The organism is Eisenbergiella tayi (assembly GCF_001881565.1).
In the GTDB taxonomy this organism is placed as follows: domain Bacteria; phylum Bacillota; class Clostridia; order Lachnospirales; family Lachnospiraceae; genus Eisenbergiella; species Eisenbergiella tayi.
In genome coordinates, this window is the sequence record NZ_MPDJ01000008.1 from 196,301 (window position 1) to 220,023 (window position 23,723).

The following is a 23,723-nucleotide window of genomic DNA, read 5'->3' on the forward strand; positions in this document are numbered from 1 at the left end:
ATCTGAATGACGAACAGATGAAAAAATAAATAAATAATATTAAATAATAAGATAAAAAGTATAAAAAATACAGAACAAAATTTAACATGAAGTATAAATAAAGGATTACGATATCTAAAAAGCTGTAAATAATGAACTGAATGATACAAAAATAAAACATAATGCACAAAAACGCTTCTTGAGAAAGAGTTGTAAGATATGTACTATGGATTCATAGAAAGGAGGCAGACATGAAAAACAAAATCAGGATTGTAAAGAATACAAATCCGAAAAAGCTTAAAAAAGGAATTTTGCAATTATATATACTTGCATTGATTCCCCTTATCTTCGTTATTATATTTAATTACCTTCCAATGGGAGGACTGCTGATGGCATTTAAGGATTACAGTATTCGGAAAGGGGTATTCAGGAGTCCCTGGGCAGGTCTTAAATATTTCAAACAGCTGTTTAACACACCTATATTTCCTCAGATATTAAAAAATACCATTATTTTGAGTCTGGAGTCATTAGTCATTGGTTTCCCGGTTCCTATCATTCTGGCGCTGGCATTTAATGAACTGAGCAGCGAGAGGGTAAAGAAAGCGCTTCAGACATTTACCTTTGCTCCCTATTTTATTTCCACAGTAGTGGTAGTAAGTATTATGACCCAGGTATTTTCTTACCGTTATGGAGTGGTAAATTCTTTTTTGAATTTGTTTGGTATGGAATCCATTGATTTTATGGGGACAAAATCCTTTTTCAGGCCGGCATATATTTTTTCAGGAATCTGGCAAAGTGCAGGCTTTAATTCTGTCCTTTATATCGCGGCTCTGTCCGCGGTGGATACCTCATTATATGAAGCGGCGGCCATGGACGGGGCAAACAGGTGGCAGAAGGTTATAAATATTGATTTGCCCTGTATTATGCCTACTATAATTATCACATTGATACTAAATACGGGAAATATCCTGAGTATTGGTTTTGAAAAAGTATTTCTGATGCAGAATCCTGTTAATTATGCCTCTTCGGAAATTATTTCCACTTATGTTTATAAGGTTGGTATTGAACAGGCACAATTCAGTTTTTCCACGGCGGTAGGCCTGTTCAATTCGGTGATTAACTGTATTGTATTGTTCCTGGTAAACAGTTTCGCTCGTAAAGTAAGTGAGACAAGCCTGTTTTAAGGAGGGGCAGATTAAATGCACAACAATAATATTATGAAAAAAAGTCCGGCGGACAGAATATTTCTTGCCATTGTATATCTGTTTCTTGGATTGTTTGTATTGGTGGTTCTGTACCCTCTTATCTATGTGGTCAGTTGTTCTTTTTCATCTCCCCAGGATTTGGTGGCGGGAAGAGTATTTCTGTGGCCTGTGAATCCGGGGCTGCAGGGGTATAAAGCTGTTCTGGGAGATGAGCGGGTATGGAGCGGATATGGGAATACTATTGTATATACCGTACTGGGAACATTAATTGGTACGGCAGTTACCTTTATCGGAGCCTTTGTATTGTCGCGGAAGGAATTCCCCATGAGAGGGCTGTTAACCACTGTTTTTGCCATCACCATGTTTTTCGGAGGAGGTACCATTCCGACATATTTGCTGCTGAAGCAGCTTCACATGCTGAATACTGTATGGTCAATTGTATTACCGGGGGCATTTAATGTGTGGCTTGCTATCGTGGGACGTACTTTTATCCAATCCTCTATTCCGGAAGAATTGTTTGAAGCCACATGCCTTGATGGAGGTGATTATTTCCAGTATCTTACCAGAGTGGTGCTGCCCCTGGCTAAGCCGATTCTGGCCGTATTGGCTCTGAACTTTGCCCTGACCCACTGGAATTCCTATTACAGTGCACTGCTGTATTTGAATGAGAGTGTGAAGTTCCCTCTTCAGCTGGTTCTCAGAAATATCCTTTTGAATAACCAGGTGGATATAACGCAGATGAGTTCGGATGCCTTGGATATGATGAATAAGCAATATCTTTCAGAATTATTGAAATACTCCCTGATTATTATTTCCAGCGTTCCGTTAATGATTACATATCCGTTTTTACAGAAGTATTTTATAAAAGGGGCTATGGTAGGTTCTGTCAAAGGATAAATTTAAATTGAAAATCTTAAGCATATGCTTGATTTTAATAAAAAATATAAGGAGGAAAAGGGTATGGTATTAAAAAAGATGATGTCGGTGTTACTGGCTTCCGTGATGGTGCTGTCATTGGCAGCCTGCGGAAACAGTAAATCAGAGGGAGGTGTTTCTTCTTCAGCAGAGAGTGGTTTGGCAGAGAACGGGACTGCAGAGGAAAAGGAATATGATGGAGAATTTGATGAGAATGGACTATCAAAGCCCGGCCAGCTTCCGATCAGTAAGGAACCCATTACTATGAGTATTTTCGTAGGACAGCAGCCAGGAGTGGTTGATATAACCAAGCATTCTATTTTTAAGGAATTGACCGAGAAGACCAATATTAACTTTGAATTTATTGTAGCACCTCAGGAAGGCGCACAGGATAAGCTGAATATGCTTCTGGCAAGCGGGGATTATCCGGATATTATTATCGGCGGTTTTTTTACCAATGCAGATCTTGTTAAATATGGTACAGGTGAAAATATTCTGATACCTTTAAACGATTTGATTGAAGAAAATTGTGTCAACCTGAAGGAACGCTGGGAGGATGCACCGAAGATTAAGGAAATGATGACCACTCCCGACGGGAATATCTATGGAATTCCCAGTCTGGATTCCGGCGGGCTTGGACATGGTGCAGTGAATTATAAGGTCTGGATGAATAAGGAATGGCTGGAAAATGTAGGTATGGAAGCGCCGCAGACAACAGAGGAATTCCGGGCAGTCCTTGAAGCCTTCAAAGAACAGGATGCTAACGGAAACGGGGATCCCAATGATGAAATCCCGTTCTCAGGTGCGATTAATACATGGGCGGCAGAAGTATATCCATATCTTATTAATGCATTTGATTATTTTGACCCTTCCAACGGTTATCTGAAGCTGAAAGATGGTGTTATCAGCGGTACGGCAGGTACTGACGGGGTCAGAGAAGGCCTGAAATATATTGCCGGCCTGTATGCAGACGGACTTATCGATCCGGCGGCACTGACTCAGGATGAATCCCAGCTGTCAGCTTTGGGAACGAAGGAGGAGGTTATCTGCGGTACAGCAGCATGCGGACATATCGGCATGTTTGTTGATATCAATGATATACAGCGTTCGGCTGCTTATGATAATCTGCTTCCGCTGGAGGGGCCTGACGGATACAGAGGGATCCCCACACAGACAGAGCCTGTGGTTTCAGGCGCAGCTTTTGTAATTACAGATAAGTGCAAATATCCCGAAGCAGCTATAAAGCTGGCAGATTTATTCTGCGGTGAGGAATGGTCTCTGCGTACTCAGGTTGGTATCAAGGGACAGCAGTGGGACGATGCGGATGAAGGTACTTTCACAATGGATGGAACTACACCTGCCACACGGAAATATCTGGAAATGCGAACTCAGAATGCAACCGCAGCAGAGGATATCAAATGGCACTGGACACTGCGTCTGGTAGAACCGGACTGGAAAAATACATTCCAGGTAGTGGGAGATATCACGGATCCGGCCAACTACGAAGCGAGACTGATTCAGTGTACACAGAAGCTTGCACCTTATGCCGCAGATGCGGAATATATCCCGCCATTTTACATGGAAGTGGAAAAGGCTAATCAGGTTGCCAGTATGAAAACAGCTATTGATGATTATGTAAAGGCATCGTTCATAGAATTTATTACGGGCGCCAAAGATCCGGAAAAGGATTGGGATGCATATCTGGCAGGCCTGGATAAATTACAGTATAATGATTATATTGCTTTGAACCAGGAGGCGTATGATTCCACATATAAATAAAGGATGACTGTAATACTGTATAAGAACAGTCAATGAGCAGGGAGGCATCCGGCGCCGGGGAGGTACCGGATGCCGTTTCAATATAAAGGGGAGAGGACTATGACGTGGTCTGTAAAAGAAAGAAAAAAGGAATGTGAACCGGACTATTTATTCCAGGTCTTTTCAGAAAAGGAATGGGAGGAATACCCGTTCGCAGGAGAAGAAAAGCTGCAGTGGTTCAGAGATGCCAGGCTGGGACTTTTTTTCCATGTGGGAATTTCTGCCGTGGGCGGCGTAGATATCGGCTGGCCCCGTCAAACGCATAAGCTGCCGGATCCGGGACAAGGAACGGTGCCGGATGAGGTATATGACAGCTGGGCCGGACAGATAAAGATGGAAAATTTCCATGCGGAAGAATGGATTGACCTGGCGATAAAAGGCGGTTTCCGTTATGTAGTCATTATTACAAAGCATCATGATGGTTTTCATATGTGGGATACCGCCTGGTCAGAATATAAAATAACCAATGCTCCCATGGGGAGGGATTATCTGAAGGAATTAATTGATGCCTGCCATGAGCGAAAAATGCCGGTAGGACTGTATTATTCCCAGAGAGACTGGCACCATGAGGATTATGAACCTGTGGATGCCGCTATTGCGGAACGCAGTGAGAACATACCCTTTTATCGCATAAAGGATGGGCAGGAATGGCGCTATGGAAAACGGCATCCCGATTATATCAGGTATCTTCATCGGACCGTGCTGGAGCTAATGAAAAAATACGGCAAAATTGATATCCTCTGGTGGGATGCCTGCTGGTTCGGAGGCATGTTTACAGAACCTATGTGGGAAACCCTGAAGCTGGAAAAAGAAGTGCGAAAGTGTCAGCCTCATATTTTGATTAACAACCGGGCTAGTGTACCCGGAGACTTTGATACTCCCGAATGCAGAGTGGGTTTTATGCAGAGGGATCGGGCATGGGAAACCTGCATGCCGATGGGCAGGGAATGGGCGTGGACAGGTAATGGACTGAAGCCATGGGAGGAAATCATGCATGAGTTCCTGTATTCGGTATGCGGGGATGGTAATTATCTCCTGAGTATCGGTGCCATGCCCGACGGAAAAATAGCACCTGAGGAAACGGAATACATAATCAGAACAGGAAAATGGATGAAGCAATACGGAGAATCGATTTACGGCACAAGAAGCGGGCCGTGGAATCCTGGGAATTATGGGGGAAGTACTTTCCGTGGAAAAACGATCTATCTGCATCTTTTAAACAGACCTCTGCAGGAAAAACTGATATTGCCTTTTCCTACAGAAGGAGGTAAGGTGCAGGAGATTACCTGTATGTCAGGAAGTATGCCTGATATCATACTGGAAAAAGGAAAATTAGAACTGACCAATATCTGTATACCGGAAACCTGTGTGGATTTGATACTGCGTATTCAGATGGAGAACGAAATGGAACTGTCTCTGCAGGGAATTGATGTGGAACAGCCTTTGGACTGCTTCCGGAAAGAGCCGGCACTGTATGGCAGTGTCCTTGCCTTTTGCGGGGAAGAAAAGAAAGAATTTTTCTGTGACCTGGGGCAATTACATAAAGCTACCGGGATACATGGGGAATTCAGAAGGGGAAAATTGGCTCTTGCACTTTCCGCAGATGGAATAAGCTGGGAAACATGTAATACGGGAGAGTGGGGCATAGGAAAGCCGCAGCTTATACTTAAGAGCTATGAAGCCGGAATGGAGAGTGTGGGGAAAACCGCACGCTTTATACGGATAAAGGCGGAAAATGAAATGAAGAATATTGAGGTCTTCGGGTTTTAGGGGGGAAGGAAAATGGTATTGAGGGAATTTGTAAATCCACCTGAAAAATATGGGGAAGTTTCTTTTTTCTGGTGGCATGGTGACAAAATTGAAAAAGATAAGCTGCACTGGATACTGGAACAGCTTAAGGATAAGGGGATTGCAGGAATCCAGCTGAATTACTGTCATTCTGATAAAGGCGGGCTTCAATACGGGCTTACTATGGATTCGGATCCGCGTCCCTTTACTTCAGAATGGTGGGAACTGCTCGGCTGGCTGCTGGAGGAATGCCGGAAGGATCATATGGCTTTCAGTCTCAGTGACTATACCCTGGGAGCCCCCGGACAGGGGAGCTATATGGATAGGGTACTGGCCAGACATCCGGAGTTCGGGGGTCAAAAGCTGGAATGGCGGAATGGCCGTGTGGAGATTGTGAAAGTACCGTATTCTGCAAATCCTATGGCGAAGGGGATTGGAGAAGCTGTGGCGGATGAATTTTATGGAGCATTTGAACGTCATTTCCCCGGAGAATGCGGGAAACATATTAACTTTTTCTTTTCTGATGAACTGAATTTTAATATACGGGGAAATCTTTGGTGCGGGGATTTTCGGGAAGAGTTTCGGAAGAGGAAGGGGTATGATATTACGGAAAAATGGGAGGCTATTTTTCAGGATACCGGGCCGGAACCCCCTAAGATCAGGCTGGATTATTACGATGTGATAGTTGCCTTAAGTGAGGAAGCATATTTTAAACCGGTGTATGAATGGCATGAAAGCCGGGGAATGACTTTTGGCTGTGATCACGGGGGAAGAGGACAGGATGTCACGGAATTCGGTGATTATTTCAGGACAATGAAATGGAATCAGGGACCGGGCAATGATCAGCCCAGGCTGGCCTCCAATATTATCAAGAGTAAGGTTTCGGCATCCATAGCCCATTTGTACCACAGACCCCGGGTGTGGCTGGAGGGTTTTTATTCCAGCGGCTGGCAGACTTCCAGCGCGGATGTGGCAGATGCGGTATTCCGTAATTTCGGCCTGGGACATAACCTTTTGTCTCTTCATGGCCTGTATTATTCGACCCATGGAAGTATGTGGGAATGGGCGCCTCCCTGCAACCATTATCATATGCCTTATTGGAATGAAATGGGGACACTGCTGGAATGTACAAAACGTCTCAGCTATTTTCTGGCTCAGGGTGTACACAGATGTGATGCTGCTATTATTTACCCTGTGGCGGCTATGGAGGCAGATGAGGAACAGGGGAAAGCTTCGGTTGCCATGGCTTTTGCCATGGGTCGCTGTCTGTACCAAAATGGAATTGATTTTGATTTTATTGATTTCGAAAGTATACAACGGGCAGAGGTACGGAATAACAGGCTGTGTGTGTCGGGGGAAGAGTACCGGTATCTCATCCTTCCGGATATGAAAAATGTACGGTTTGGTATGTTTCAGGCTCTTATCCGCTTCGCAGAAGCAGGAGGCACGGTGCTTGTTCTGGGAGACCTGCCTGAAGGCAGCGACAGGATGGGACGGCAGGATCCTCTTCTGGATGAGCTTTGCGGTGTATTGAAAGAAAAAGGAAAAATATTTACAGGTGCAGAAGCAGCAGAAGCTTATATCTGTCAGCAGGGAGATTTAGATCTGGAAACAGGAATAAAAGAAGTATTTTATCAGCACAGGGTAATAGACGGACGGGACTGTTACTATCTCTATGGGGTGGAAAAAGGGAAAGAATGCCGATTCCGGGCATCGGGCATACCGGTATTGCTGAATCCATGGTCGGGAAAAAGAATGCGGATTGCAGATTTTGATACGGATGGATGTACGACAAGGCTGCGTTTTCCCTTAACTAAAAAAGAGCCGGTACTCCTTGTATTTGAAGAGGATTGCCCGGAGACAGAGGTACTGCCTGTATTTGATAAAACTCCGGAGACAAGATTGGATCTGCGGGGAGACTGGGAATGCGAAATCATACCAACTATGGACAACCAATATGGAGATTACCGACTGCCAGCCGAAGAGGCTTTTATCGGTCCGGAGGCCAGGGAAGCATTATACTGCATTACAGAAGAGGACATGACGGAAAATAAAGCTGCCGGAAGATGGCGCTCGGAATGGCTTTCTTATGGAGAATACTTCTGGATCTGTCAGGGACATGAGGCGCAGGAAAAAGAATTTGCCAGGATGGAGAGTCCGGTAAAAGGTTTCGAGCCGGCGGTTGTATCCATGAAATACGGGGTAAAAGGGGACGCCGGGTACCAGGGCAGCTATCACGGCCTGAAGGGAAAACTGTCGGATGAATTTATTACTCTTGGGAAAAAGCGGCTGACTTTTGCCGGTTCATCCAGCGTTTATGAGGGGGAAGGTTGTTATTATGTCTTTTTCATCTTTTATGGGGAAAAGGAGATGACAGTACATATGGAAACAGGAGAACTGAAGCCATGTTCCGTATGGGTGAACCATGTAAAAGTGACGGAGGAGGAAGTGCTTCTGCAGGAAGGAAGCAATTATGTGCTGTTAAAATATGACAGAAGCGGACGCACCTTCTTTACCCTGCTGAAAAAGAATGGATTTGTACAGGAACGGCCCTTAGTGACCAAATGGTATCAAAACAGCGATATCATTCCTTTCGATCCTCATCCGGATTATGCAGGAAAACTTTGCTGGTACCGCTTTACGGCTCCTCCCGGGATGAAAGGAGTCCGCCTTTCCACAGTAGGGGATACCCATGTATATATCGATAAAGAGGAACTGAAAGCAGAGAACGGCGTTTACTTTTGCAGGGAAATATATCCCACATCAGCAGAGGTACTGGTAAGCATTCGCCAGGAAAGGGGATATTATGGCTGTAATGCGTTCATGGAGCCCGTAAGCTTTGTGTTGGGAAAAGGGATCCTGCAGCTGCCTCTGGAACGGGAAAAAGAGGGACTCCGTTTTTATTCCGGAGGGATTCGGCTGTGCAAAGATGTGGATATTGTAAAAAAGGAACATATGAAGCTTTGCACCGGCAGCCTGGGAAGTGCAGTCGCCGTTTATATAAACGGAAGAAAGGCACTCAGTCTGGTTGCAGATCCCTATGAAGGAGACATAACAGATTTTCTCCAGGATGGAAGAAACAGAATAGAGCTGGTCTGCTATAATACTCTTTATAATCATATGCTCACAATTCCTACGAATTATAATTATGAAAAAAGCCCGGACTGGAGATTGGATATCTGAGAAACTGCCGGCTGTACAGAGTGGAAAACCCGGCAGACGCCGCGGCAGGACATCAAATATCGGTAGGGCTGGCATAAGGAAAAATTAGCAATCCACTGGTGTGTCCGTCATAATTGTGCTATTATTATATATAACGTCAACTATTTAGCTGGCAGGGGAAAGCCTTTCTCCTGCCAGCTGATTATTATGCGGGCAGACACAGGAGACCCGCAGTATGCCCTAAAAGTAATGAGGAAAGAGGAGAAGAGTGATATGGAAGCAATGACACAGGATGAGGCGCGCAGGCAGGCGCATTATGAAAAAATGACACAGACACCGGTTCCTAAGCTGGTAACCACGCTGGCAATTCCCACGATCATAAGCATGATGGTATCTGCCATTTACAATATGGCGGATACCTTTTTCGTGTCCCAGCTAGGAACGAGCGCGGTGGGGGCGGTAGGAATCGTATTTTCCCTGATGGCTATTATCCAGGCCGTCGGCTTTACACTGGGTATGGGTTCAGGAACCATCGTATCCCTGCATCTGGGGGCGAAGGAAGACGATAAGGCGACCTGCGCGGCCAGTACGGGATTCTTTACTGCTATCGTGATGGGGCTTTTGCTCACCATCTTCGGCTCCATTTTTGTAGTACCGCTGATGCGGCTTCTGGGCGCTACGGAAACCATACTTCCCTATGCGAGGGATTACGGGCAGTATATCCTTCTGGCAGCTCCGATCATGTGCGCATCCTTTGTAATGAATAATATTTTCCGCTGTGAAGGGAAATCCGTGCTGGGAATGCTGGGAATCGGTACCGGCGGAATCCTGAACATCATCCTGGATCCCATTTTTATTTTCGGCCTGGGACTGGGAACGGCAGGAGCGGCTATCGCAACAGCATTAAGCCAGACGGTCAGCTTTATCATTCTGCTGATATTGTTCCTGAAAGGAAAGAGTGACGTACGCTTACGGATTACCAAGGTTTCCAAAAAATTGAAAACCTATGTTGATATTATTACGACAGGTATGCCCACCCTCTGCAGGCAGGGGCTTGCCAGCCTCGCTTCGGTGGCTTTGAATGTAAATGCTGCTATTTACGGGGATGCGGCAGTGGCGGCTATGAGTATTGTAGGAAGGCTTATGTTCTTTATGTTTTCTGCCATGCTGGGCTTCGGTCAGGGCTTCCAGCCGGTAGCGGGCTTTAACTACGGCGCGAAAAAATATGGAAGGGTACACGAAGCTACCCGTTTTACAATCCTGGTAGGTACGGTGGTGATGGCGGTATTCAGCCTTGTGATTTTTATTTTTTCTCCTCAGATATTGATGGCTTTCCGCAAGGATGATGCTGTGGTTATTGAGCTTGGCAGCTTTGCCCTGCGGGCGCAGTGTCTGGTCATGCCGTTCTGCGGAGTCACGACAACAGCGAATATGGCGCTGCAAAGCACCGGACAGTCAGGCAGGGCCACCTTCCTTGCATTGTGCAGGCAGGGCGTGTTCTTCCTTCCGCTGATTCTGATCCTGCCGCGTTTCTGCGGTGTCCTCGGAGTTCAGCTGGCACAGCCGCTGGCGGACGCGTGCACCATGGCGGCATCCATACCGTTCCTGGTGGCATTCATGCGCAGGCTGAAGGTGATGAATGTACAGGAGGGTGAAAATCTCTGTAAAGAATAAGGTATCTTTGCGGAAAATACATAGTAACAGCAGGAAGGAGTGTTTTATGCTGCAGGCCATTCAGGACAGAAGAAGTATAAGGAAATATAAACAGGATGAAGTTCCTGTTTCTGCTATAGAGGAAGTTCTGCGGGCGGGGATGCTGGCGCCGTCCTCCAAAAACCGGCAGCCCTGGAGGTTTATTGTGGCAGCGGGCAGGGAGAAGGAACGCTTTCTTGATGCTATGCGCTCCGGTCTGGAGCGGGAAAAGACGCAGCCGCTGCTGCCGGAGAGCGCCTGTTATCTTGGCGGCGCGGAAAATACCCTTCGGATCATGGAGCAGGCGCCGGTGCTTATTTTGATTCTCAATACCCTGGGAGTTGATCTTCATGCCGCTGCAGGGCCGGAAGAGCGCATTTTTGAGATATGCAATGCGCAGTCCATAGGGGCGGCTGTTCAGAATATGACGCTCACGGCGACGGAACTCGGCCTGGGAAGCCTGTGGATATGTGATACTTATTTTGCCTATCAGGAATTATGTTCCTGGGCGGGCGGAGAACTGGCCGCGGTAATGGCGCTGGGGTATCCCGATGAGGAACCGGGCCCCAGACCCCGGAAGAGTCTGGAAGAGGCTGCAGAGTGGAGGATATAGATATAGAAGCTTTTTATAAGGAAATAGGGAATGAGGCCTGCTCACGATACATGAGCGGGCCTTTCTTTTTAGGAACAGCATATATTTCAGATCCGAATGAATCCTTTCTAACCTAACCAAGCGGACGGTTCCGGAAACCATGTTATGGCAGTGAGATAACCTGTTGCCCCTGAAAGTTAACCTCTTGCTTCTTTTCTATTTACGATTTCACGGATTTCTGTATAATGATAACTATCAGCAGGGCAGTTAAACATCTGGGTAAATGAAAGGTAAAATTATGAGGGTGAGAATTGAAATTGAACCGGAGCTTCCGGAAGATGAAGTCATTATCCGGTGCAGGAAGGTGGAGGAACATATCCTGAAGCTTCAGCAGATGGCTGTGGATTCCGGGCCGGGAGACAGCTGCATCGCTCTGCAGAGCGGAGATACCAAATATTATGTCCCACTGGCGCAGCTCTTGTTTTTTGAAACGGAGGGGAAGCTGGTCCAGGCCCATACGGCAGATAGGCTGTATCTGACGGACCGTAAGCTTTATGAACTGGAAGAAAGTCTTCCCGGCAGTTTCATGAGGATATCAAAATCCACGATTGTAAATCTGGATCACATTTATTCCATAACAAGAAACCTGACCGCTTCCAGCATTGTTGAATTTTATGGAACGGCCAAAAAAGTCTATGTTTCCCGAAATTATTATAAAGCCCTGACCGAAAGGCTGGGAGAGAAGAGGAGAAAAATATAATGAAGAAGAAAAATGTTTTTTGGGGCCTGTTATTCATACTTGGGGCGCTTGCAGTGCTTGTAAGCAAGCTGGGTGTTTTTGAGGGTCTGGGCTTTTGGTCGGTCCTGTTTTCCATCGGCCTGATAGGGATCCTGATTAATGGAATTATACACAGAAGCTGGGGGACGATTCTTTTTTCTGTGGCATTTCTTGCCATTGTCAACAGCAGGCTTCTTGGCATTGAAAAGCTGGTTCCCTGGCCGGTGCTGGGCGCGGCGCTTCTGGGAACAATCGGTCTGAATATGCTGTTCCCTTCCAGACACCGTCATGGTCATTATGTGTATAACAGGGGAATCGGCGGAGAAGTGGGTGAAGTGGAATATCATGAGGAAGTGAGCAATGACGGATCGGAGCAGGTAAATTGCGGAGTGAGTTTTCATTCTTCCGTCAAATATATCCAGTGTACACAGCTGAAAAGTCTCAATCTGGACAGTTCCTTTGGCGGTCTGACCGTGTATTTGAATAATGCGGTACTTAAAGGTCATGAAGCCTTTGTGAATGTGGATGTTTCCTTCGGAAACATGGAGCTTTATATCCCTGCGGGCTGGCGTGTGATCTGCAATGTTTCCTCCTCTTTCGGGAGCGTGCAGGAGCATGGACGCTGCAGAGGGGAGGAAGCGGATATGCTTACCATCAATGGCGAGGTTTCCTTTGGAACCCTGGATATATACTATATTTAATGAGTGAATAACAGAAAAATGCACCGGGAGCGATAAGAGGCTTATCGTTTCCCGGTACTTTTTGTACCGTATGCAGCCGAATAGAAAAATATCGGCGGAGAATAAATGAATGGAGGCAGCACATGATTGAAAAACTGGCATTTTCACTTGGAAGAAATGACGAGCTCCCCAATATCGAGCTGGCACAGCAGCTATGTAAGGAAAACAATGCAGAAGGCATAAAAGAAATTGTTGAAGGCCTGAAAAACAAGGATAAGCGGATTGCGAATGATTGTATTAAGGTTTTATATGAAATCGGAGATAAAAATCCTGCTTTGATTGCCGAATATGCAGATGTGTTTATAAATCTTTTAAACTCACGCAGCAACAGACTGGTCTGGGGGAGTATGACTGCTTTAGCCTCAATAGCGGAACTGGTTCCGGAGGCTATACATGAGAGGATAGCCTTACTGCTGCAGGCTTTTGAGAATGGCAGCGTTATTACAGTGGACAACTGTGTTTCCGTCCTGGCAGGGCTTTGTAAAGCAAATGAAAAATATAAGGAAGAACTGTTTCCTGTATTATTAGAACACCTTAAGACGTGCAGGCCAAAGGAAACAGCTCAGCATGCCGAACGTATCGCAGTCTGCGTAGATAAAGATAACAGAGATAGTTTTATAGAGGTGATTGATAAAAGGATGGAATATTTGCACAAATCTCAAATTAATCGTCTGCAGAAACTGAAAAAAGCATTAGGTAATCTCAAGTAAGTAATGTCAAGTAAATACTCTCAAGCAGGAAAATTGGCTTGATAAAGTACGGAAAACCTCATATGATTAACAGGACAGCAATTATATGTTTGGAAAAAGGGGTAAGATAATGTACGATTTTATTATTATAGGGGCAGGGCCTGCGGGCTGTACGGCTGCCGCACAGTTAGCGGAAAGGGGGCTGAAGGTACTGCTTGTGGAAAAATGCAGGCTGCCCAGATATAAATCCTGCTCAGGCGTCCTGATAAAAAAATCCATGGATTTGGTAAGGCTTTATTTTGGGGAGGAAACCCCTCTGCATACCATGTGTACACCCACAGATAACAGAGGGATGATATTTACCAACGATAAAGGAAAAGAATACCGTTTCGAGCAGGAAGGGCTGAATGTCTGGCGCAGCGGCTTTGATAACTGGCTTGCCGGCAAAGCTGTGGAAAGAGGGGCGCAGCTGAGAGACTGTACGACGGCTGTATTCTGTGAAGACAGGGGAGAATTCGTGTCTGTTACTCTGCATGGGGATAAAACGTATACGGAAAAAGCGAGATATGTCCTGGACTGCGAGGGCGTGGTGGGAGCATTGAAAAGAAAGATAATGGGCAGAACAGACGGTTATATAACGACCTTTCAGACCTTTAACCGGGGAAGCATCGAACTTGACAGCCATTATTTCTATGCTTATCTTCAGCCTGAATTATCCCAATACGACGCCTGGTTTAACGTGAAGGATGAACTTCTCGTACTTGGGGTATCGGTAAAGGAACCGGAAAAAACGGAGTACTATTATGAGAAATTCCTATCCTATATGAAAAAGGAACACCATTTGTACATAGAGGAACAGACCAAAGCGGAAAAGTGGCTTATGCCCCATATCCGTCCCGGCTGTGCGGTTGATTACGGCAGAGGCCGGATTTTATTTGCTGGTGAAATCGCAGGCTTTCTCAATCCCATGGGGGAAGGCATCTCCGCAGGGATGGAAAGCGGATACCAGGCGGCGGAAGCGGCGGCAATGTATTTTGAATATCCGGAAAAAGTGCTTGAAGCCTACCGTGACGGAACGGCTTCCCTGCAGTCTTATATGCGGCGGCAATGGAGCTTTGTCGGCGGGATTACAGAAACCTTCAGGGAAATGGAATAACAGGAAAGGATGATAAAGCCATGTTTCATTTATTTAGTAAAAAGAAAAAGACAGGGGAACCTTTTCTCTTTCGCATCGAAGATACCTTCGCCATGAAGAACGGAGACTGTGTACTGGCGGGAGAAGTGACGCAGGGAAGCATTCATGTGGAGGACGAGGTGCAGTATCTGGATGCGAAAGGCAATGAAGTCCGTAAGGTACAGATTGGAGGTATTGAATATGGACGGGAAGGCCTCAGGGAAACTGCCGCGCTGAATCCCGGGGGAACATATGGTTCTCATTATGGTATACTGATAAAAGGCCATTCTAAAGAAGAATTTGAGATCGATGGATCGCTTCGTGCATAGCTTAAGAGAAAACAGGAGAATCAGCAAATGAGTACAGCAGAATACCATAAACTCGTCCGGGACAAAATACCGGAAATGATTCGGGAGCAGGGAGAAACACCGGTATTCCGGATATTGGAACAGGAGGAATACCTGAAAGAGCTGGACAGGAAACTAGACGAAGAAATCCGGGAATATCAGGAAGATAAATCTCTGGAAGAGCTTGCCGATGTTTTTGAGGTCATGCTGGCTATTTGTAAGGCCAGAGGCTATTCCGAACAGGAATTAAGGGATGTGTATGAAAAAAAGCACGCGAAACGCGGAGGTTTTGAAGATAGGATATATCTGATCTCCAAGGAATAACAAAAACAGAAGAGAAACGGGAGATAATATGACAATTACAGAAGCAGACAGCAATACGCTGAAGGTTACGAGCAATGCATTTAAGGATGGCCAGTATATGCCGGTAGATTATACCGGTTTTGGCAAAGACATGTCACCGGATTTCCGGCTTCACAATCTCAGTAAAAAGGCTGTTTCCATAGCCATTATTATGGATGATTTGGATATTCCTTTCCTTCCGGCCTATAATCACTGGCTGATCTGGAATATCCCTGCAATGCAGGAGATACCGGAAAAGATTCCTCACGGACCGGAAATCCCCGGACTGGGAAATGCCAGACAGGGGATTGCTTATGGCAAAAACAAATACCGCGGGCCGAAACAGCCGGTTTTTATCAGAAATATGCACCGGTACGTATTCCGTATTTATGTACTGGACTGTTTTCTGGATCTGACAGCCGCATCAGTGAAAAAGGATCTTACTGAAGCCATGGAAGGGCATGTGCTTCAGCAGGGAAGCATTATGGGAAAATACAAACGGAAATGAGAATACAGAGTGTGGGGAAAAACGGAGAAATGCTGAGAGGTACGAAATGCCGAAGTACACATTTGAAGAAATAAAAGCATTGTTATTGAAATGTATAAATGAACATAAATGGGAAGCAGAACTGACTCTGACCTTTGCTGATAAGCCGGATGAATATATGATTATTATTTATGAAGATCATTGTTCCTTTCAGCGATGTGGTAATGCAGAAAAGCAAAGCGGTGAATATAACTGCACTACATTAGATAAATTATATAGTGCAGAACAAATGGACGGAATTGTATTAGAAAAAGACTGGAATAAGATAATAGATTTCAGCTGTTGTGATTTTGATATATTAGGACTCTGGTAATTTATCAATTCCTAATTGATATAGCAGCGGTAAAAGATGATTTTATCTGACAGAATGTGTTCTGAAAGTAATGGATATGGACGGGAGAAATGCAAATTGGAAAAAACAAATGTGATAAATTCACCTGATAATACTTGTAATTGGAAGCTGCTTAATGCCACAACATTGAAGCTGCTTGCAGTTGTTTTGATGTTTCTGGATCACATTCACCAGATGTTTGTCTCTGTCGGTGCACCTATATGGCTTACTATGGCAGGACGACTTGTGTTTCCTATTTTCTTATTTGCGGCATCCGAAAGCTTTCATTATACACACAACAAAAAGAAATACTTACAGCGCCTTCTGTTCGCAAGCTGGGGAATGACGGTTTTTACGTTTGTGCTGCAAAAGGTGCTGCCAAACGATAATGTCGTGTTAATGAACAATGCCTTCAGTACCTTTTTTGTGGCGGGCTTATATATGCTGTTTTGGGATAAATTGGTTGAGGGTATACGTGACAGGAAGCCAATGCAGGCGGTAAAAGCAATATTGTTCTGCTTTATCCCGGTTTTGTGCGCATTGCCTTTGCTTTTTGTCGCAGCCCTTTCTTACAATGAGAATATTCCGTTTGCGGTTATAAGGATGTTGGTAACCCTCTCACTGCTGATTCCCAACATATTGGCTGTCGAGGGTGGCGCAGCGCTGGTTGTTTTGGGACTGGCCTTTTATATTTTCAGAAAACACAGGGTTATACAGATTTTGGTTTTGCTGATTTTCTCTGCTGCCGTATATGTGGTGGACAGAGATTTTCAGTGGATGATGTGTTTTGCGGCTATACCGATTGCGTTATACAATGGAGAACGGGGAAGGGGCATGAAAAATTTCTTCTACATTTTCTATCCGCTCCATATTGGGGTGTTATATATTATATCTACACTTTTTTGTTCTTGATACGCATTGGGGGCTGTGCAGATGAACCATATTGAGGTCAGATATATAAAAACATGCTATGATTATTATGAATACTATTGGGTGATTGATGACGAACCCATAACCGTGTATTTGGACCGCAATAACACAGGTTCTCTCTCTGCTTTTGGTTCGCTGTTGGGATTGCTTCCCGCATGGAGCGGAGAACTGATATGGCAGTGGGAAAATGATTTTATATGGGAAATGGCTGACAGCTGTGAAGAACTGAATGTACCTGTTCTTGTATGTGAGGATGACTGCGATTTGTCTTGTATTGTCATAGTGGCGCATATCCGTAAGGAGAAAAATGCGGTGTACTGGGATCGGATTGGAGTGTTGGATAAATCCAATATCAGCGCACAAGATTATGGGCAAAGCGGGATTCTTTGTCTGGAGGCTTATACAGATGAGGATTGGGAAAGGTATGGCGACAACATAGCATTAGAGGAATATGGAAGTTCGGAGTACTGGAAATGGGTAAGTGAAAACAGTTACGAGGAACATATACGAAGATTACGGAATTATTTGAAGCCATATATGCAGAACGGGCAGAATATTGAATGGATTTGGGACACTGGCTGGCAATTCGAAAGAGAAGAATATGAAATAATGGCAGAACAGTATAGGGAAATAGCAATGAAACGGGAAAGATAGATGATACTTCAGGAGAAAAAGATATGGGAGACACTAAAATAGTTTACGACGAAAAATTTGGGATAACTACTTTTAAAAGAGAAATTTGCGCACAATTGGGAGAATCCTTTTGGAATGAGCTCGTTGAAAATATTGAGTTACCTGACATAGATTCAGAATGTAAGTGCCAATGCCATAATATGTATCTGTTTATGAAGCGGCTTGAAGAAATGACAGATGAAGAAACCTTAAAGAAAATATTGTATAAAGTCAGGCATGGATTACATCCGTCTCAATGTGAGTGGGCTCATAAAGAATTTATGGAAGCAGGAAATTTAGATGATTTTCTGAAGAAGCATTTGAGTGATGAACTGAATGGCTTTATTGAATTGAACAAAGAAAAAAAGGATTTTTACGGACAGGAGATCACGGATGAGGTATTAACGTTTATAAAAGAAAATCCGAAAATGTTAGCGCCTGAGAGAAAGGGAAATAAACTGTATTGCATGGCATTCCCCTGCAATATGAAAGAGTATTTAAGTGTCACTGATGAAAAAATGAAGCGATATCATGCCTGTCACTGTCCTTTTGCAAAGGAATCTATTTTATCAGAAAATGTGGTGTCGTCTGTCTTATGTAATTGCAGCCTGGGCCACGTGATGAACTTTGCAGAAGCATTTATGGACAGAGATCTTAGAGGGAAAGTGGTTCATTCCGTTTTGAATGGAGATTTGATTTGTGAATATGAGATTGAAATACCGGATGATATCATGCAAAAGTATGTAACTTCAGAGGAGTAGGAAAAAGATGTTTCAATCTGGATGATATTTGTTATGGTGGAAGGGCAAACTGCATAGCTGCGGGCAATCTGGGCATGGGTAAGTCCTGTTCCCCGTTTTTCGTCCAGTTCAAGCAATATCTGGCACCGCTTTAAAATACTTTTACAGGTCTTCTTATTATGATTTCAGCCGGTATTTTCGTTTTACCAAACATGAGACTGACAATGGTTTTGGAGAAAATCCGGTAAAATCAATGGAGTGCGGCATTTAACAATTGTCTATAAAAAAGGAGTAAAGGAGAAAACCATTGTATGATCAAAAATATTATTTTTGACGTATATGGAACGTTGGTATCTACTGGTATGGGTTCTTTAGAAGCGACTGACAAGATATTTGATAAGTATCATTTAAAACAAAGCACTAAAGAAATATATAAACGTTGGAAAGAAGTGCATCGAATTCACACAAAAGAAAGTGAGGAGTTTATCACTGAAAAAGATGTTTTTATTAAGGATTTGGATGTGTTGTTCAAGGAGTACAATATTGAAGGGGATGCAAAATGTGAGATTGAACCAATGTTAGATTCATTGTTGGGGAGAGAATTATTTGCTGATGTAGAAGATGTAATGAGAATGCTTCTCGATCATTATAATGTTGCAATCGGCTCTACAACAGATACATATCCACTGATGAAAAATATTGAAAATACTGTATTGAATGAGATACCATACATTTTTACTTCAGAGTTATTGAAACAATACAAACCAAAGAAATTGTTTTATGAAGGAATACTGAGCGCAACCGGATGGAAAACGCAAGAGTGCTTGTTTGTAGGGGATTCTATAGATGATGACATTATAGGACCACAAACAGTGGGCATGAAAACGATTTTTATTAATAGAAAAAATATAGATAAACAGGAGTTGTTAAGTATTCCTGACTATGTAATATCATCACTAGATGAATTGGGTGAAATAGTTAAATCATTTTAATGAAAAGTCGGATCTTAGCTATGCTGGGAGAATAGAATAAGTGGAAATGGTGAGGATATCAATAAAAAATCTCCTGTGCTATATTACTTTGTACCCATAACAGCGAAGGACGGGGTAGAAAGCCTGAAATAACCGATTCTGATATCACCTGGGTCGTGAACAAAGCACACCAAAAACCTACCAGGTAATTGGGGCAACCACGGAGGACAGGCCGCCAAACTCAGGTGCAGATAGGAATAGTTGCATATACCGGGATTATGGATATGTGCGTTATGGTACATTATCGCTGCTTGCTGCCATTGGCCTGCTTACAGGGGAAGCGATCCCCTATATAAGCCCTGCCCATAATCTGGCAATACTAATTGATAAGTATCAAAATACGTATGGCTTTTTAATGTGAAAAGATATTCCTTTCAGAGAAACAGATAGATTGTATTTTTCCTGATGGAGGTATAAATGATGACAATCACACTGGAAAAAGCGGATATAAGTGATGCCCGAGAAATTTATGATCTGCAGATAGAATCGTTTAAGGCATTGCTGAATAAATATCAGGATTTTGATTATAGCCCGGGAGCGGAAAAACCGGAGCGAACGGTACAGAGACTGATGGAGCCAATCACGGATTTTTATTTTATTTCTTTGGATGGAAAGCATATTGGCGCATTAAGAGTATGTGATTTTGACAGCCTGTGCAAGCTGAAGCAGATTTTCATTCTGCCGCAATACCAGGGGCATGGCTATGCGCAAAAGGCGATGATATTGGCAGAGACACGGTATCCCGCTGCTGTAAGATGGGAGCTTGACACCATACTGCAGGAAGAAAAGCTATGCTATTTATACGAAAAAATGGCTTATAAAAAGACTGGTCAGACCATACGTATTAAGGACGGAATGGATATTGTGTTTTATGCCAAAGGAGAATATTCTGAAGGCGGCTGATAAAGCCGCCTTCATTGCGGTATAAAGGTTAGTGTGTTAATATAAAACCAGACATGCGACGAGGGAAAATGTCCATTCTGAAAAAAACACATACGAAAATAGGACAGCGGCAGAGGAGATGTGTGTACTGTAAACAGAAGGACTGTCAGAAAGGATAAGGACAAAAAATGAGTGAAAAAACGGAAGGCTTCGATACCATTGCCGATGTTATGAAAAAGCAGTATCCGGATCAAAAGAGTTTCTATTACGGTACCTTGCTGCCCTATAGGCTGGGAGGAAACGATCCCCTGGACGGTGTGGAAATCTGGGAGAGTGAAAAAGGCATGCCACACTGGCATTATGTAACTTATGGTTTTACGGAACTGTACGATAAAGAAAGTGATGATCCTCAGGTCAGCGGCTATGGTTTTGAACTGACCTTCCGGCTGAAACGAGGAAATGAGGAAGAGCCTCCGGTATGGCCGGTGAACCTCCTCCAAAATCTTGCCCGTTATGTCTTTTCATCCGGTAATGTGTTCGGATCAGGACATCATCTGGACTGCAACGGGCCAGTAGCGCTGGAAGAGGATACCCTGCTGATGGCACTGGCTTTTCGGGTGGATCCGGAACTGGGAGAAATGGACACTCCTAACGGACATATGGTATTTCTCCAGGCCGTGGCAATCACCAGGGACGAACTGGATGCCATGGTATGCTGGAATGTGGAGAAGGCCTTGAAGGAGATGGAAAAATATCTCCCTCTTTGTATCACCGTACTCGACCGGCCGTCCCTGATGGAAAATCCGGCCTTTCATAAGGCATGGAAAACAGGCGTGGAGGCAGATGGATCTTCCACCGGCTTCCTTTATGTGGAAAAGGGAGAGGTAAGACTGGAGGATGGCCGGGGAACTTTGACTTTAGGGGCGATATGCACCAAGAACCTGCCGCTTATGCTCCGCGCCCGCATAGGAAAAGGGCGTGAACTGTTTATCCAAAGCCGGGATGCCGCTTTTTCTTTCCGTCCGGGCTCACAGTCCGGAATTGAAAAGGATGGAGAATTGTATCAGCTTACGCTGACAGAACAGGCATTATCAGAGCTGTGTGCCCTCCTTCAGCCCCATGCCGGCAGCTGGCAGCTTACATCCATGCCCCTGACACTGCAGCTGGAGCCTACGGAAATATTGGATTCGGATGGGAAGGTAACGGAAGTGATCCGTTAAAAAGGAATTTAACTATGGACTTAAAATATATAGACATTGGCATAAATTTAATGGGAAAACAGTTCGCCTCCGACAGGGATAAGATAGTTGAGGAATCCCTGGAAAAAGGCGTAGGACTTATCATAACGGGAACCGATATGCGGTCAAATAAGGATGCGGCTTCCTATCTGAAGGCAAAGCACCCGGAAAATGTCTGGTGCACCTGCGGACTCCATCCTCATAATGCGGACAGATGGAATCCCGATTACAAACGGGATTTCACGGAATTTATCCGGAAAAATAAAGAGAATATCGTTGCCCTGGGTGAGGCAGGCCTAGATTACGACCGTATGTTTTCCACGAAAGGAAATCAGCAAAAATGCTTTTCTGATATACTGGAACTGGCGGAAGAAATGGATTTGCCCCTGTTTCTGCATGAAAGAGATGCAGGAAGGGATTTCATAAAATTAATGAAGGAACATCCTTCAGTATGCAGCCGAAGCGTCGTTCACTGTTTTACAGGCTCGAAGGATATGGCCCGGCAGTACCTGCAGCTGGGGTGCTATATCGGTATAACAGGCTGGATCTGTGATGACCGCAGGAACCATGATGCGGTGGAAGCAGTGAAACTGATTCCGATGGAACGACTGATGATAGAAACCGACGCCCCTTATCTGACGCCAAGAAATATAAAAGGATTATCGAGCAGGAATGTCCCGTGGAATATAGCTTATGTGGCTCAAAAGATTGCAGAGATAAAGAAAACTGATACGGAAGAAGTCCGGCGTATCACGCTGCAAAATACTAAAAAATTCTTCGGTCTTTAAGACGGTGGATATGAGGAGGCCAGGAAAGCGGTGTTTACCGCACGGTATTATCATGGAGACATGAGGCATTACCTGTATTCCATAAGCCGGTCAAATCCATAAATGGTAATGTGCAGATATGGAGAGAAAAAATAACCGTCGGTTAAGAATTCACGTCTGTCGGTTAACGGCGCCTCCATTGTGCAACACAGTATGCACAGCTATACTTTTTTTATCGGAACAGATAATAAAAGAAAAGGAGCCTTCATTATGAATATGGATTTAGGAACACGCATTTCCGAACTGCGCAGGGAAAAGGGAATGACTCAGGAGCAGCTGGCAAAATTAGTGGGGATATCCGCACCGGCGGTGAGTAAATGGGAAACAGGTTCTTCCTGCCCGGATATTGCACTGCTGTGTCCGCTTGCAAGGGCTTTAGACACCAATGTGGATACGCTGCTCCAATTTGAGGAAGAACTGTCTCAGGAAAGACTGGATGAATATCTCAATGAGATTTTGGAGAAAGCCCGGACAGGGAAACAGGAAGAAGCGGAGGCAATGCTGCAGAAACAGCTTCATACGTATCCTTCCAGCAGCGCCCTTAAATACAATGCCACTACGGTACTGAATTTCTTTCTCATGATTTTTCCCATGGAAAGTCCTGAAAAGAAAAAAGCCTGGCAGATGCAGAAGAAACAGTTGTTTGAAGAGGTACGTATATCCGGGAATCCCCAATATTGGCAGGGCGCTGTGTCGGGCCTGGCGGCAGCCGCCATACAGGAGGAGGATTTTGAAGAAGCGGAGCTTCTGCTGAAGGAATTGCCTGAAAACAGCACGGAAAGCACCTTGCTTTGGATGCAGCTGTATCTGAAGAAAAAAGAACCTGAGAAGGCCCTGGAGGTAACCCAGCACCGTTTGTACGTGCTCGTGCGTCAGATGCTGATGTGCCTGACAACTCTGATGAACGGCGGAATGATAACCGATAACGAAAAAGTGCTGGAAATATGCGGGGTGTATCATAGGCTGGAAGAAATATTCGGCGTTGGAGGCGGAGTGAGCGAGGGCTTTTTTGTAGAGGCCTACAGGAGAATGGACAGGCCGGAGGATGCGCTGAAAAGCCTGATTAAAATGGTGGAGGTTTCCATCAGTCCTATGCAGGAACCAAACCCTCTTCTTTTTTCTCCTACGATTCACATAGAAGAGGGACAGTCGGTCACTACCCTGGAAATGAAACAGATGCTCTTGAATAGTATTTTAACCGATGATTTTTTTACTGGCTTTCTGGAGAGGGAAGAGCTTCAGGAGGCTGTAGAAAAATTAAAACAGGATATCCGGAAGGAGTCTGCCGGAGCAAAAGAATGAGG

The 23,723-nt window shown here is 44.6% G+C and carries 23 protein-coding genes; all 23 read left to right on the plus strand.

Going from position 1 to position 23,723, the window contains the following annotated elements; all coding sequences use genetic code 11:
• The first annotated feature begins 230 nt into the window (after positions 1-230).
• Positions 231-1,163, plus strand: a complete 933-nt coding sequence (locus BLA28_RS25820) for an ABC transporter permease (RefSeq protein WP_069157037.1) — start codon at positions 231-233, stop codon at positions 1,161-1,163.
• A gap of 15 nt (positions 1,164-1,178) precedes the next feature.
• Positions 1,179-2,081 carry a carbohydrate ABC transporter permease gene (locus BLA28_RS25825; protein WP_069157038.1) on the plus strand — a complete coding sequence of 301 codons (903 nt, stop codon included), beginning with the start codon at positions 1,179-1,181 and terminating at the stop codon, positions 2,079-2,081.
• 63 nt (positions 2,082-2,144) lie between these two features.
• Positions 2,145-3,878, plus strand: a complete 1,734-nt coding sequence (locus BLA28_RS25830; RefSeq protein WP_169897304.1) for an extracellular solute-binding protein — start codon at positions 2,145-2,147, stop codon at positions 3,876-3,878.
• Positions 3,879-3,977: 99 nt separating this feature from the next.
• On the plus strand, positions 3,978-5,687 hold the full coding sequence (locus BLA28_RS25835) for an alpha-L-fucosidase (protein WP_169897305.1): 1,710 nt from the start codon (positions 3,978-3,980) through the stop codon (positions 5,685-5,687).
• Between the two features lie 12 nt (positions 5,688-5,699).
• Positions 5,700-8,888, plus strand: coding sequence for a glycosyl hydrolase (locus BLA28_RS25840; protein ID WP_069157041.1), 3,189 nt, complete (start codon positions 5,700-5,702; stop codon positions 8,886-8,888).
• A gap of 252 nt (positions 8,889-9,140) precedes the next feature.
• Entirely contained in the window at positions 9,141-10,541 is a 1,401-nt protein-coding gene (locus BLA28_RS25845; protein ID WP_081329991.1) for an MATE family efflux transporter, read from the plus strand.
• A 46-nt stretch (positions 10,542-10,587) separates the two neighbouring features.
• Positions 10,588-11,172, plus strand: a complete 585-nt coding sequence (locus tag BLA28_RS25850; protein ID WP_081329950.1) for a nitroreductase family protein — start codon at positions 10,588-10,590, stop codon at positions 11,170-11,172.
• Positions 11,173-11,449: 277 nt separating this feature from the next.
• On the plus strand, positions 11,450-11,911 hold the full coding sequence (locus BLA28_RS25855; RefSeq protein ID WP_009253494.1) for a LytTR family DNA-binding domain-containing protein: 462 nt from the start codon (positions 11,450-11,452) through the stop codon (positions 11,909-11,911).
• Positions 11,911-12,630 carry a LiaF transmembrane domain-containing protein gene (locus BLA28_RS25860; RefSeq protein ID WP_069157042.1) on the plus strand — a complete coding sequence of 240 codons (720 nt, stop codon included), beginning with the start codon at positions 11,911-11,913 and terminating at the stop codon, positions 12,628-12,630. The genes BLA28_RS25855 and BLA28_RS25860 overlap by 1 nt, the downstream gene beginning before the upstream one ends.
• 122 nt (positions 12,631-12,752) lie before the next feature.
• Positions 12,753-13,379 carry a hypothetical protein gene (locus BLA28_RS25865; protein WP_069157043.1) on the plus strand — a complete coding sequence of 209 codons (627 nt, stop codon included), beginning with the start codon at positions 12,753-12,755 and terminating at the stop codon, positions 13,377-13,379.
• A 109-nt stretch (positions 13,380-13,488) separates the two neighbouring features.
• Positions 13,489-14,514, plus strand: coding sequence for an NAD(P)/FAD-dependent oxidoreductase (locus BLA28_RS25870; RefSeq protein WP_069157044.1), 1,026 nt, complete (start codon positions 13,489-13,491; stop codon positions 14,512-14,514).
• Positions 14,515-14,534: 20 nt separating this feature from the next.
• Positions 14,535-14,861 carry a hypothetical protein gene (locus BLA28_RS25875; RefSeq protein ID WP_069157045.1) on the plus strand — a complete coding sequence of 109 codons (327 nt, stop codon included), beginning with the start codon at positions 14,535-14,537 and terminating at the stop codon, positions 14,859-14,861.
• A gap of 27 nt (positions 14,862-14,888) precedes the next feature.
• A complete protein-coding gene (locus tag BLA28_RS25880; RefSeq protein ID WP_044964361.1) occupies positions 14,889-15,203 on the plus strand; it encodes a nucleoside triphosphate pyrophosphohydrolase in 315 nt (104 codons plus the stop codon).
• Positions 15,204-15,231: 28 nt separating this feature from the next.
• Entirely contained in the window at positions 15,232-15,729 is a 498-nt protein-coding gene (locus tag BLA28_RS25885) for a YbhB/YbcL family Raf kinase inhibitor-like protein (RefSeq protein ID WP_009253488.1), read from the plus strand.
• A gap of 46 nt (positions 15,730-15,775) precedes the next feature.
• Positions 15,776-16,081, plus strand: coding sequence for a hypothetical protein (locus BLA28_RS25890; protein WP_069157370.1), 306 nt, complete (start codon positions 15,776-15,778; stop codon positions 16,079-16,081).
• 96 nt (positions 16,082-16,177) lie between these two features.
• Positions 16,178-17,011: a TraX family protein gene (locus BLA28_RS25895; RefSeq protein ID WP_242880583.1), complete on the plus strand. Its 834-nt coding sequence runs from the start codon at positions 16,178-16,180 to the stop codon at positions 17,009-17,011.
• Positions 17,012-17,032: 21 nt separating this feature from the next.
• Positions 17,033-17,683 carry a hypothetical protein gene (locus BLA28_RS25900; protein WP_069157046.1) on the plus strand — a complete coding sequence of 217 codons (651 nt, stop codon included), beginning with the start codon at positions 17,033-17,035 and terminating at the stop codon, positions 17,681-17,683.
• A gap of 23 nt (positions 17,684-17,706) precedes the next feature.
• On the plus strand, positions 17,707-18,462 hold the full coding sequence (locus BLA28_RS25905) for a hypothetical protein (protein ID WP_069157047.1): 756 nt from the start codon (positions 17,707-17,709) through the stop codon (positions 18,460-18,462).
• 290 nt (positions 18,463-18,752) lie between these two features.
• Complete coding sequence (locus tag BLA28_RS25915) at positions 18,753-19,433, plus strand: HAD family hydrolase (protein WP_069157048.1); 681 nt, start codon at positions 18,753-18,755, stop codon at positions 19,431-19,433.
• 456 nt (positions 19,434-19,889) lie between these two features.
• Positions 19,890-20,375: a GNAT family N-acetyltransferase gene (locus BLA28_RS25920; protein ID WP_242880585.1), complete on the plus strand. Its 486-nt coding sequence runs from the start codon at positions 19,890-19,892 to the stop codon at positions 20,373-20,375.
• A 167-nt stretch (positions 20,376-20,542) separates the two neighbouring features.
• The gene (locus tag BLA28_RS25925; RefSeq protein WP_071699654.1) at positions 20,543-21,574 is read left to right on the plus strand and encodes a suppressor of fused domain protein; all 1,032 of its coding nucleotides are present in this window, start codon (positions 20,543-20,545) and stop codon (positions 21,572-21,574) included.
• Between the two features lie 14 nt (positions 21,575-21,588).
• Positions 21,589-22,380: a TatD family hydrolase gene (locus tag BLA28_RS25930; protein WP_069157051.1), complete on the plus strand. Its 792-nt coding sequence runs from the start codon at positions 21,589-21,591 to the stop codon at positions 22,378-22,380.
• 249 nt (positions 22,381-22,629) lie between these two features.
• Positions 22,630-23,721 (plus strand): helix-turn-helix domain-containing protein, encoded by a 1,092-nt coding sequence (locus BLA28_RS25935; RefSeq protein ID WP_069157372.1) that lies wholly within the window; start codon positions 22,630-22,632, stop codon positions 23,719-23,721.
• Positions 23,722-23,723: the final 2 nt, after the last annotated feature.